General features: G+C 51.0%; 9 protein-coding genes. 1 reads left to right on the forward strand and 8 read right to left on the reverse strand.

What is annotated here, in order from left to right; all coding sequences use genetic code 11:
• Nucleotides 1-13 precede the first annotated feature (13 nt).
• From L9G74_RS07090 to L9G74_RS07125, 8 genes are all read right to left on the reverse strand, one after another.
• The gene (locus L9G74_RS07090; protein WP_238895606.1) at nucleotides 14-472 is read right to left on the reverse strand and encodes a DNA polymerase III subunit chi; all 459 of its coding nucleotides are present in this window, start codon (nucleotides 470-472) and stop codon (nucleotides 14-16) included.
• Nucleotides 473-651: 179 nt separating this feature from the next.
• Nucleotides 652-2,082, reverse strand: a complete 1,431-nt coding sequence (locus tag L9G74_RS07095; protein WP_238895607.1) for an ATP-binding cassette domain-containing protein — start codon at nucleotides 2,080-2,082, stop codon at nucleotides 652-654.
• A gap of 115 nt (nucleotides 2,083-2,197) precedes the next feature.
• Nucleotides 2,198-2,908, reverse strand: coding sequence for a phage holin family protein (locus L9G74_RS07100; RefSeq protein ID WP_238895608.1), 711 nt, complete (start codon nucleotides 2,906-2,908; stop codon nucleotides 2,198-2,200).
• A 113-nt stretch (nucleotides 2,909-3,021) separates the two neighbouring features.
• Nucleotides 3,022-4,992 (reverse strand): M1 family metallopeptidase, encoded by a 1,971-nt coding sequence (locus tag L9G74_RS07105; RefSeq protein WP_238895609.1) that lies wholly within the window; start codon nucleotides 4,990-4,992, stop codon nucleotides 3,022-3,024.
• A 196-nt stretch (nucleotides 4,993-5,188) separates the two neighbouring features.
• Nucleotides 5,189-7,498 (reverse strand): FdhF/YdeP family oxidoreductase, encoded by a 2,310-nt coding sequence (locus L9G74_RS07110; protein WP_238895610.1) that lies wholly within the window; start codon nucleotides 7,496-7,498, stop codon nucleotides 5,189-5,191.
• Between the two features lie 387 nt (nucleotides 7,499-7,885).
• On the reverse strand, nucleotides 7,886-9,937 hold the full coding sequence (locus L9G74_RS07115; RefSeq protein WP_238895611.1) for an FUSC family protein: 2,052 nt from the start codon (nucleotides 9,935-9,937) through the stop codon (nucleotides 7,886-7,888).
• Nucleotides 9,938-9,945: 8 nt separating this feature from the next.
• Nucleotides 9,946-10,806 (reverse strand): efflux RND transporter periplasmic adaptor subunit, encoded by an 861-nt coding sequence (locus L9G74_RS07120; RefSeq protein ID WP_238895612.1) that lies wholly within the window; start codon nucleotides 10,804-10,806, stop codon nucleotides 9,946-9,948.
• Nucleotides 10,807-10,810: 4 nt separating this feature from the next.
• Nucleotides 10,811-11,011, reverse strand: a complete 201-nt coding sequence (locus L9G74_RS07125) for a DUF1656 domain-containing protein (protein ID WP_238895613.1) — start codon at nucleotides 11,009-11,011, stop codon at nucleotides 10,811-10,813.
• 378 nt (nucleotides 11,012-11,389) lie between these two features.
• Between L9G74_RS07125 and bamJ the strand changes: the two genes are divergently transcribed.
• Nucleotides 11,390-12,007, forward strand: coding sequence for a BamJ family beta-barrel-assembly machinery protein (gene bamJ / locus L9G74_RS07130; protein ID WP_238895614.1), 618 nt, complete (start codon nucleotides 11,390-11,392; stop codon nucleotides 12,005-12,007).
• Nucleotides 12,008-12,024 lie beyond the last annotated feature (17 nt).

Consider the following 12,024-nt stretch of genomic DNA (forward strand, 5'->3'; position numbering starts at 1 on the left):
GGAACCAGTTTTCTCAAACAAAATTAATGGGTTGTGTTGCCAAATCTTGCGTACTCAAAGCAAAACCTTGGTCGCGATACTGGCGGTAACGGTTGCGCGCAATCGCCTTACGGGCGTCATCACCGGCAACAAAATCGATGATCTGGCTGAAATTGCCGGCAAATGCAGGGATTTCGGTCGCCAGATTAATCAGTATTGGCCGCCGTAAATTGGGGCCAACACGGTCAAATCCTATCTCTACCGGCGCACCTTTTGCGGGGCCTTCACCTTTAAGGTTGTGCGGCACAAAGGCGCTCGGTTCAAACTGCCACAGCAGTTCATCTACTTGATAAGCTTGCGATTGGTCATCGCAATGAATGTAGATCCACTGGCCGCTGCGATAATGTAACTGCGCTAATTGGCAGGCAAGCAACTGCGGCTGTTCCTCGTGGTTAACGGTTGAGGGCAGCAAGTAAAACAGCGCTTGAGTCATTGTCGTGGCATGCCTTATTGGGATCGATTCGCGAAGGATGGATTCTACACTAAAGCCTTAGGTAGGTTAAATAGATAGCGCCAATTGCTGCTGGCTTTGGGGTGAAGTTTTCAGTCGTTTTGCCAAGTTAGAAGACATCACGACTGAAAACGTCAGCGCGTTGGTGGCAATTAGCCCCGTTAAGCGTGGCTCAACTGCAGTTGATGACCGCCATTGTCGCTTGGCACAAAATCGGCGAAGTGATGAATGGCGTCCAATGAATCTTCGTGGTGGTGCGTTACATACAGCAACTGGGTGATATTACTGCTGGCGATGCGATTGAGCGCATGGAACACCAGTTTGCGGTTGAGGTAATCCAGCCCTTGATACGGTTCATCCAAAATCAGCAGTGCCGGTTGTTTGATGAGTGCGCGCGCGACGAGTAACAAGCGCTGCTGGCCGTAATCGAGTGAGCGGAAACCGGTTTTCTCAAGCGCTTGCATCTCTAACATGGTCAACCAAGTTTTGGCTTGGTCGATTTGCGCCAGCGAGGGTTTTTGATACAGCCCAATTGAGTCAAAAAAGCCCGAGAGCAACACTTCCAGCGCGCTGCAGTTGACCCGATATTGCAGGTGCAGTGACGATGACACCACACCGATATTCTTTTTAATGTCCCAGATGCTTTCACCGCTGCCGCGTTTCACCCCAAGAATGGTGATGTCGTTGCTGTAGCACTGCGGATGATCGCCGAGGATCAAACCGAGCAGGGTGCTTTTACCGGCGCCATTGGGGCCGCGCAGTTGCCAGTGCTCGCCGGCACGAATTGTCCAATTCACATCCTCAAAAATCAGCGTGTCGGTGTAGGCTACCCGTACGTTATGCAGTTCTACGCGTGGATCTGGGTATTCGTTGTCATTCTGCTGTTTTAGCAGCGACAGAATCTGCTCACTTTTTTGCGCTGACAGCGCCTGCATCTGCGTCAACAAAGGGTGGTTATGCCATTCATCGCGGCGCATGGTTTGCGTCAGCTTTTGCTCATCAAACAGCGCGATGTGGCTGATAAACTGTGGCAGTTCATCTTCGCGTGAGGTGAGAATAATGATTTGCGTGGTTGGCAGCAGCGATTGCAGCAGCTCGGTTAATGCGGCGCGGTGCGCCACATCTAACCCAGCGTACGGTTCATCCAAAATCAGCAGTTGTGGCTGACGGGCTAAGGCGCGCGCAAGCATCAAACGGCGGGTTTCGCCGGTAGACAGCATGCGAAAGCCACGGTTTTGCAAATGCACTAAATCAGTTTTTTGCAGCAAATCATTGAGTGTCGCTTCATCAATTCCTTCGGCGCGCAGCAATGCGCTCACGCTGTCACCGGCTTGAGCTTCGCTCTCATCGTCGGCTATTTGCTCATCCAGCAGCTGTTGCTGTTGGTGCAGCGACACACACGCCACTTTTTCTGGTAAGCCGTCAATGTGGCCTTTGCGTGCGGTGAGTTCACCAGTAAGAATGCCAACCAGCAGTTCGGCGGCTTGGCCGTGGCTGGCAAACACGCCCCAGTGTTCATCAGCGTTAAGTTGCCAATCATCAATAAACAGGGCGGTAGACGCGGTTTGGTATTTGAGGTTTTCGATATGCATTTGACGAACAACGGCTTACAACAAAAGAGGCGATTAATACTGCAACAATTGTTGAGCAATTGCCAGCGTGGAACAACGGCTCAGCCATGAGTCGATGGCTGAGCACGGCTAGTGATTATTGTTGTGGTGCTTTTGTTGGGTGCAGGTCGTCGGCCGTATGCGCTTTGCCATCTTTACCTACGCCCAATAGCTGGTAGCTATCTTCGCTGCGTTGATACACAAAATCCGTATTGGCTGAGCCCTTGGTTTTAGAGCTATCCAAATAAGAAACCTCGGCCAACGGAAAAGCCGCTTTGACTTGCGCCAGTGACTCGGGATATTGCCCTTGGCGATAGCGATATAGCTCAATCAGACGCGCAACGTCATCAATATCGCCGCTTTGCACGGGGTCAACGTGGTCGGTCTCAATCTGCACTGTTTGTGTGTCGGGGGCGCGAGCGTCAGTTATCTTGTGATATTGAATAAACACCATCACGCACAGGAGTACTAAATAGACGATACCGAGGCCACCGACTAAGGCCAAGGTTTTCCCATCCTTGCGTTTAGTTGTCAGTCCCCACACCAAGGCGATGATAGAAAATGGCAGCCCCAAGAAAGGGATAAAGCCAAGCCCACCAATCACATATTCCCCTACGCCGATAGGGCGTAAATATCTTGGTGGCGCGGTTGATGCTGTTGTGTCTGCGGCCGCCTCTGCTGCGGCTTGTTGGCGCTGGGCTATTTCGGCACAGATGGTTTGGTAGCGCTCAGGGTAGGCATCTTGATTAATCGCCTGTTTTACCTGTTCGAGTTCTTGGTCTGAGTAGCTGCTGTAATCTGGAGTCATGAGCTTAACTAATTTAACGGCTTAGCCTTGTATAGTTACTCATTGATATTAAAAGGTAAAGCCCCAGTTTTTTGGCTGGGGCTTTTGTTAAGCGCGATTAAGTAAAGCCGTGCTTATTTCACCGTAAAGGTGTTGTTGGCGCGGTTAGCATCAGGCAGTTTGTGCTCTGGGTCTAACGTCACCGACTGCAATGGCTTGGTTAGTGGCAACACAATGCTTGGGGCGTTGTGATTCATCCACACCTCAATTGGCAGGCGCATATCTTCGCTAGTGCCATCTTTAAACTGCAAACGTAACGTGGCAGGCATCACCAGTTTTTGTTGGCTAGCAAAATGGATTTCAGTGCCTTTGATGCGTTTAGTATCAACAGCGTTGATGCCAGTAACTGCCATATCTAACTGCCAGTTATTGAGATACCAACCACGCCACCACCAAGTGAGATCTTCACCTGCGGCGCTTTCCATAAAGCGGAAAAAGTCTGAGGGGGTTGGATGTTTGTAAGCCCAGGTTTTGATGTAAGCCTTAAACGCAGGGTCAAAACGGTCGGGGCCTAAAATCTGCTCGCGCAGCAAGATCAGCCCCAAGGCGCCTTTGAAGTAACTCACTGAGTGACGATATTTTTCCGCCACCGCTTCTGCGGGTTGCATCAGTGATGGCGCTTCGGCATCGGCTAACAGTGGCAGAATTTCATCTACTGGATTACCGCCTTTAGGCGCGTATTCACCATCGCGTTTTGGCGCAAACTCACCGTTGTTGAATGCATCAGAGGCGTAGACGTCAATAAAGGTGTTAAAGCCTTCGTCCATAAAGGCATGACGGCGTTCATCGGAGCCGACAATCATCGGGAACCAAGTGTGGCCGAGTTCGTGAGCGGTGATCCAAAACAGTTTGTCGTCTTTATCGTTCATGCCATCAAACACAATGCCCGGATATTCCATGCCTGCGCCGTGGCCACCTAAGTTGACCGCGGCAGGCCAAGGATAGGGATACCATTGGCTGAAGTGTTCAATCGAACCTTTGACGTATTCAGTTGAGCGATCCCACTTATTGCTACCGGCGGCTTCTGGCGGATAAGCCGACATTGCCAGTGAATGTTTACCATCTGGCAGATTGATTCGGGCGGCATCAATAATAAAATCTGGCGAGGCGGCAAACGCCACATCGCGGGTATGCTCCATGCGGAAATGCCAATCTCGCGTGCCGTTGCTGCCTTTAGCAACTGCGGCTTGTGCATCGGCGGCGGTGCGAATGTAGACGGTTTTATCGCTTTCTTTGGCTTTAGCTAAACGTTGCTGCTCTGTCTTGCTCAGCACCGCTTTGGGATTGATCAGTTCACCGGAACCAACCACGTAATAGTTGTCTGGTACGGTCACGGTGTAATCGATGGTGCCGTATTCCAAGTAGAATTCGGAGCCCACATACGGATTGTTGTGCCAACCGTGTTGGTCGTCATACACCGCCATGCGCGGGTAAAACTGCGCCATCTCAAAAATCTTGCTGTTTTGCGTTGGCGTTACGGCAGTACGGCCACCCCAAGTACCGGGAATTTGATAGCTGTAACTGATCTTCAACTGCAACTTGCCGCCTTTGGCTGCCAGTGGCTGCGGCAGGCTGACGCGCATGCGGGTGTCATCAATCAAGATTTCGGCTGGATAGGTTTTGCCGCGATAAAGCACCTCTACCGAGGCGATCTGGTAACCATCGGTAAATTGGCTGCGATGCCATTCCGAAGCGATGCTGGCGCGCGAGTCCTTCTGGTACATGTTTTGGTCGAGCTGCAACCACAACTGTTCCAGTTGGTCTGGGCTGTTGTTGGTGTAAGTGATGACCTCTTCGCCGTGCAGTTGCTGCGTATCGATATCGATACGTGCCTGCAGGTTGTAATCCACTTTGTTTTGCCAATACAGTTCACCCGGTTTGCCAGCGCCGTTGCGATAGGCTGATACCGAGGTTGGCAGGCTTAATGGGGCGAACAATTCGCGGGCATCGTACGGGGAGGGGGCGGCGATGGTGCTGGCACTCATCAATATGGTTGAGCTAACAGCCACAACGCTAGCCACGGTTTTTGGCCAGTTGAATGACATATTACGTCCTTTTATTGTTTTTTTAGTTTCTCGTGCAGAGGAGATTTGTGCTCGCCGCAAGGCGACACAGCACCATACGATAACCATTGCCGTTTGACCAGAGGAGTGTCGCATTGGTTGGCAGAGGATTGAACGAAGGCTTAATTGTTGCTGGAGAGAGACAGGACGTGCGGCAAAGACCGCACGTCCTTCATGCTTAGCTGGCGCGGCTACTGACTAATGGCGCGCTTTGGCTGCTGGTGGTTACTTTCACCAAAATCGATTTAGACGTTGGCGTAAAGCTGCGGTCACCATAGCTATCTAATGGAATGAGCGCGTTAGCTTCTGGGAAGTACGCCGCCAAGTTGCCTTGAGCAATCTGGTGCGGTACGGCTTTAAAACCTTGGATTTTACGCTCAACACCATCATGCCAAATGGTGGTGATATCGACTAAATCGCCGGTTTCCAACCCCAAACGTTGCATATCGGTTTCGTTGAAAAACACCACATTACGTTCACCAAAGACACTGCGGTAACGATCATCGTAACCATAGATAGTGGTGTTGTACTGATCGTGCGAACGCATGGTTTGCATCAGGAAGGTGTGGTCTTCCGCATTGGCAGTCACCGGCACAATCTGTGCTGGCAGCGCGTGCCCAAAGAAGCGGGCTTTGCCAACCGCCGTGTTCCAAACGCGCTCACCCGCCGAGTTACCCAAGTAGAAACCACCTGGTACATCTAACCGTTGGTTAAAGTCATCAAAACCGGGAATCGTCTGTTCAATCAGATCGCGAATGCGGTCGTAGTTATCAACCATCGCTTGCCAATCCACTGGATTACGCGCGCCCAAAGTGGCCGCAGCAATACCTGCAATGATGGCAATTTCTGAACGCATCTGTTCACCGCGCATATCCACGCGGCCAGACGATGCATGCACCATAGAGAACGAATCTTCCACGGTAATTTTCTGCTCACCGCCAGCTTGAATATCAATATCGGTACGGCCCAAACATGGCAGGATGATGGCGTCTTTACCCGGATTGACATGGGTACGGTTCAGCTTGGTGGCGATGTTAACTGTCAGCTCAGCATTGCGCATGGCAGACGCCACTTTAGCCGTATCTGGTGCGGCGGCGACTAAGTTACCACCGAGACCGATAAACACTTTGCTCTCGCCCGCTTCTAACGCTTGCAGTGCTTCAACCACGTTGTGGCCGCGTGCTGCAGGTGGCGCAAAACCAAACACTTTTTCAAAGCGACTCAGGAACGCGGCATTCGGTTTTTCGTTAATACCCACGGTGCGGTCGCCTTGCACGTTAGAGTGACCACGTACCGGACACAAACCCGCGCCTTCTTTACCAATTTGACCAAACAACAACTGCAGGTTAACCAACTCTTGGATGGTGTTTACAGAGTGTTTGTGCTGGGTAATGCCCATCGCCCACGTGACGATGACGCTCTTAGCGTTTTGGTAGATATCGGCAATATTCTCGATATCGGCGCGCGACAAACCTGATTGCGCGATGATGTCATCCCACGGCGTGGCATCAACTTGCGCCAAGTAATCATCCATACCATCGGTATGTTCAGCGATAAACGCCAGATCGAATACTGACTTGCCTTGCTGCTGCGCAACTTGATGGCGCTGATACAAGGTTTTAACCACGCCACGCACTATGGCCATATCGCCGCCCAACTTAGGCAGATAATAGTCACTGGTGGTTGGCGTGGAGCCATTCTTCAACATCTCCAGCGGATGCTGTGGGTTAGTGAAACGTTCTAAACCACGCTCTTTTAAGTTGTTAAAGGCAACGATGCGCGCACCACGTTTGTAGGCTGAAGCCAATGTTTCCAGCATGCGCGGATGGTTGGTGCCGGGGTTTTGCCCAAACAGGAAAATCGCATCAGCTTTTTCAAAATCTTCGATAGTGATGGTGCCTTTACCAATGCCGATGGCTTCAATCAACGCCACGCCGCTGGCTTCGTGGCACATGTTGGAGCAATCAGGGAAGTTATTGGTACCAAAACGGCGTACAAACAGCTGATACATAAACGCCGCTTCGTTACTGGCACGGCCGGAGGTATAAAACTCGGCTTGGTTCGGATTGTCTAGCGCATTGAGATGTTGCGCAATTTCGCTGAACGCTTCATCCCAGCTTATCGGCAGGTAGTGGTCGCTGGCCGCATCATATTTCATCGGCTCGTTTAAGCGGCCTTGAAACTCTAGCCAGTAATCGGTTTGTTGATTGAGGTAACTCACGCTGTGTTCAGCAAAAAAGTGGCGATCAACGCGTTTGCTGGTGGCTTCCCAGTTAACCGCTTTGGCGCCGTTTTCACAAAAACGGAAACGGCCAGATACGCCTTTTTCACCCCAAGCACAACCGGGGCAATCGAAGCCATGATCTTGGTTGGTGCGCAGTAAATTGAGGATGTTTTTCGCTACGTTGTTACTTTTCAGCAGGTGTTCGGTGGTGGCTTTTAATGCGCCCCAGCCGCCAGCTGAACCATCATATTGTTTGATACTCATTGCAATACTCCCGACGCGACCACGCCTTGGACTATTAAGCCTAGCAATGATTACGTTCTAAATGAGATTTATGTCACATTGGGTCGCAATTTACGCCTTTGATCACAAAATGGCAAGGATACTGCAATAAATAAGCTTGTAAATTCAATGGCTAACAAAATGTTACCTGTCGTTAATTAATTGTTTTCTTAATTAGTTTGTGACGATGGGAAGTTTTTCGGCCATCGGGCTGGGCATTTGATTAACGGCAACAACAATAGCGCTTGTGAGTGGCAGTGAGATGATCACGCGCTAGTCAGCTTGCTTAGCAGCACTCAAGCAAGCTGCAGCTTAAAGCGCAGAATCGGGGCCATAGGAGAGATATCAAAGCGCAGCCACTGCTAACGACTAATGGCTGCGGAAACCTTCGGCGGTACGTTCGAAGGTCATGGCGATACGCTCGCACATCCCCTCGATGACTTGGCGCTGTTGCTGCGAAATTTCTGTCTGCTGCAACGCTAATACCAAGGCGTTGCTGGCGTTGGTGAAATGCGAGGATGTTTCACCGCGACTCGCTGCCAAATAAGCGTCGGCCAAGGCGTTTTGCCAATCATTGAGCAGCGGCGTGATATCATCATCCACACTGCGCAGCGAGCGTTGTAATCTGGCGGAGATATGGCCCAAATTCAGTCCAGTTAAGCCCAAGTCGGTCAGGCGATGGCCTGCGGCAGGCGAGCCCTTATCGGCATTGGTAAGGCGTAACAAGCGTTCCCCCATGCGGGCATTAAACCAGTCTTCAGGATTGTGGTGTTTGTGCAACTGGCGTAGGTCCTTCACGGCTGACTTAATCAAAAATGCCTGCATCATGGCGGCGCTGGGGCCGGTGATCATTCTGAAAAGACAGATCAAAATGGTCACGCCGACCGCAATAGCAAAGGCATTACTCACGGTGTAATCAATGGAAAATGCCCGCGACATGTCGTTACCCGGTTGCACTAAAATCACAAAGGGAATACAGATGCCTAAACCATAAGGCAGCGTCGGTTGGTTGCTCAGGGCAATTAAGCCGACAAAAAATGGCCCGGCGAGGATCAGCACCAACAACTCAAAGTCGCCACTGCTTTGTGCTAACAGATTTAACGCAAAAAAGATGGCGAGCGGAGTGGAAATAGCGATGCCAATCAGCAAACGCTTGAGCACAACCATCAAAATCACCATCGGCAGTCGTGCCAACATGATCGAAAAAATCACCGGCAAGAGCATAATCATCAGCGCCGAAGCGGAGCCGGTGCCAATCCAGATGCCGGCACCAATCAGAAACATCAAGGTGGTGCGCAAGCCTGTCGTTAGTCCAACCAATGGATCGCGATGGGGCACCAGCGCTGGAGCGTTGAGCCGCACCGTGCTGCTGTTTTGCAATGCATCATAGGCTTTCATCACCAACATCAAGTCGGAAATTAGCTCGGAGGCCACGCGTAGCAGGCGTCTCTCCAACGGCGTTTCGCAATGGCTATCGTTACGCTGCTGCAAAAACTGGCCGCGCTGGGCTTTTGCCAGTTGATAGCACTCATCAAAATCTTGCGAGGCGGACATGCGCGAAAAGTCGCTGCTGAGCGACGCCAACATCTTGTTCAGTGACGGCGGGATCTGCTCCGGATGGTTACGCTGCAATCGGCCAAAGATTTGGATAACCGCTAACAATGACATCACTTTGTTGCATAGCAAATTGGCCGCGCGACTTCTGCCGGGGCCGAGCGGGCCTTCATAAGTGACGGCGGTAGCATCATCGGTCAGTGCAGTTAGCGACGCTAAAATGGTGTCGATATGTTGATGTCGTTGTTCGTGAGAGCTGTCTTTGGCAAGTTCCGCGGCTAAATAATCCAGCGTTTGGTTTACGACGGTACGTGCTTGTTGCTGCAGAATTTGCGCCACGCTCACCGGCCAAAGTAATTGGCTGACCAAGGCGGCGCAGATGGAGCCAACGACAATCTCACTGATGCGCGCTTGCGCCACGGCGAAAATGGTTTGTGAGCTGGCGGTGGCCGGATTCACCATCACCAGCAGTACGATAATGCAGGCAGTAATGCCCGCCATCGCGAAGGCGTAGATAAAGTTGGTTGAGCGCATCATGGCCGAGGCGGTGGCGTTGATGCCGAGCCACAATGCCAACGCGCCAATTGCCAATTCGGGATAACTTACAAAGGCTTCGAGAATAGCGATACCCACCGCACCGCCGATCAAGGTGCCGAATATCTGGCACAAGGATTTTTCGATCACCAAGCCACTTTGCGGGCGAAGTTGCAAAAATACCGCTGAGATCAACGCCCAATAAGGTCGATCGAGATTGAGGTACATTGCCACCAACAAACTCAGCGCCATGGCGATCACGCCTTTGGTGGCGAAGATCACGCTGGCTTTGGAGGGCGTCAGAAATACCGCTTGAACCGGAGATAACTGCATTGCGCCAATTACTCTTGCAGATGGATCGACGCGGTCATCCCAGCGCTGATACTCACGTTCTCAGGCAATGGGTCGAGCTTGATATCGACCGGGATCCGCTGTGCCAGCCGCACCCAATTAAAGGTTTGCTGTACTTGCGGCAGTAACTGACCATTGCTGGAAGTGTTGGTATCGGCAATGGCTTTACCTATGCTTTCTACTCGCCCGCTCAGTGTCGGGCCGCCACTCATGAGACTGATTTTGGCGGTTTGCCCGACATGGATCAGCGGCAGCTTGGTTTCTTCAAAATAACCGGTGACATAGAAAGAGTCTTGTTGCACCAGCGACAACACTGCTGTTCCTTGATGTACATAGTTACCTTGGCGCAGCGTTAGATTGATGATGTTACCGCTTTCGGGCGCCACAATTTGAGTGCGCTCAAGGTTGATTTTGGCGGTGTTGAGTTCGGCTTCTGCTAGCGCATAATCCGCTTTGGCTGATTCCGTATTGATGCGGGCGGTTTCTAAGTCTTCATCGCTGATCAGTTCAGTTTTGGTGAGTTTCTTCCGACGTTCATAACGGTGTTTTGCCAGCTCAAGCGCGATTTCTCGGCTGTGCAGTTGCGCCTGCAACTCGGCTAGTGCCGCTTGGTAACGGGTATCATCAACCGCAAACAACAGTTGGCCTTGGGTAACCCTGGCGTTGTCTGCCACATTGAGTTGCTTCACCCAGCCTGAAACATCGGGCGCAATAGTAATAATGTTGGCGCGTACGCGACCATCACGGGTCCATGGGGAGTAGAGGTAATGATCCCATATCCAGCGACCGCACAGTACGGCGACAACCACCACTATCAGGGTAATAGTAATGCGCGTAATTTGTCCTGCCATGAAATTATTTTCCTAAAATATAAACGACTAACGCTAAATAACTGACGAATAGGCCAATTTCAAACCACGCGGGTTTCCAAATCTTCTGATAAAGGCCGCTGCGGTACAGCACTGAGCGGGTAACAAATGACAACACCAGTGCAATCGGGGCAAATAACACCAACGGGCTAAACAATAGTCCCCCGAAAGATATTTCTTCAAGCATAGGATGACTCACCCTTTGGGGCGTGAAAAGTAGATGAATTTTAGCGTATTTTTACCGGAGTGCAGCGGTTAAACAAGCTACGCAAGATCCTGTCCGCAGCGCAAGTGAACTGCCAATGAACTAACAATGGCGCTTGTTGCTACATCATCGAAAGTGTGACCCGGCTGATGATCGACTGCGCGAAGCTAAATCGCAAGTCGCTAAAAATCGTTAATAAAATGTGGCTGTCAATATGAGCTTACATTGGCAGACGCTGCAAGAGCCAATAAGAGGGGCAAATCGCATGTGATATCGATTGAAAAATTGCACCACATCGGGAGCACAATCATGCTACACTGCGCCGCTGAAATTAATCATAAAACCGAGAGTAAACCGATTATGTCTGAGAAGTTCACAACTGTTGAACAGCAAGCCAGCTACGGCGTTGGTCGTCAACTCGGCGAGCAATTGGCCGCTAACTCATTTGAAGGCTTGGATATTCCTGCGGTACAAGCGGGCTTAGCCGATGCTTTTGCAGGCCAAGAAAGCGCTGTATCAATGGAAGATTTGCACGTCGCATTTACCGAAATCAGTACCCGTCTCAAAAAAGCGCAAGAAGAAGCTGCTGAAGCTGCTGCCGCTGAAGGTACTGCATTCTTAGCTGAAAACGCTAAACGTGACGGCGTAGTTGTGACTGAGTCAGGTCTGCAATACGAAGTGATTAATGCTGGTTCAGGTGAAAAACCTACCTATAACTCCACTGTACGTACTCACTACCATGGTACGTTCATCGACGGTAGCGTATTCGATAGTTCAGTGACTCGCGGCCAACCTGCTGAATTCCCAGTATCTGGCGTTATCGCTGGTTGGACTGAAGCACTGCAACTGATGCCAGTAGGTGCTAAGTACCGTTTGTACGTGCCACACGAATTGGCCTACGGTGAACGTGGCGCAGGCGCTGCGATTCCGCCGTACTCAGCCTTAGTATTTGAAGTTGAGTTGTTGGACATCATCTAATGACAAAATCGCTTGAG

Source organism: Shewanella electrica, assembly GCF_022321485.1.
GTDB lineage: Bacteria > Pseudomonadota > Gammaproteobacteria > Enterobacterales > Shewanellaceae > Shewanella > Shewanella electrica.

Coding starts and splice junctions, on each gene's coding strand:
- L9G74_RS07090 (WP_238895606.1), bottom strand. CDS start 472: ATGACTCAAGCGCTGTTTTACTTGCTGCCCTCAACCGTTAACCACGAG.
- L9G74_RS07095 (WP_238895607.1), bottom strand. CDS start 2,082: ATGCATATCGAAAACCTCAAATACCAAACCGCGTCTACCGCCCTGTTT.
- L9G74_RS07100 (WP_238895608.1), bottom strand. CDS start 2,908: ATGACTCCAGATTACAGCAGCTACTCAGACCAAGAACTCGAACAGGTA.
- L9G74_RS07105 (WP_238895609.1), bottom strand. CDS start 4,992: ATGTCATTCAACTGGCCAAAAACCGTGGCTAGCGTTGTGGCTGTTAGC.
- L9G74_RS07110 (WP_238895610.1), bottom strand. CDS start 7,498: ATGAGTATCAAACAATATGATGGTTCAGCTGGCGGCTGGGGCGCATTA.
- L9G74_RS07115 (WP_238895611.1), bottom strand. CDS start 9,937: ATGCAGTTATCTCCGGTTCAAGCGGTATTTCTGACGCCCTCCAAAGCC.
- L9G74_RS07120 (WP_238895612.1), bottom strand. CDS start 10,806: ATGGCAGGACAAATTACGCGCATTACTATTACCCTGATAGTGGTGGTT.
- L9G74_RS07125 (WP_238895613.1), bottom strand. CDS start 11,011: ATGCTTGAAGAAATATCTTTCGGGGGACTATTGTTTAGCCCGTTGGTG.
- bamJ (WP_238895614.1), top strand. CDS start 11,390: ATGTCTGAGAAGTTCACAACTGTTGAACAGCAAGCCAGCTACGGCGTT.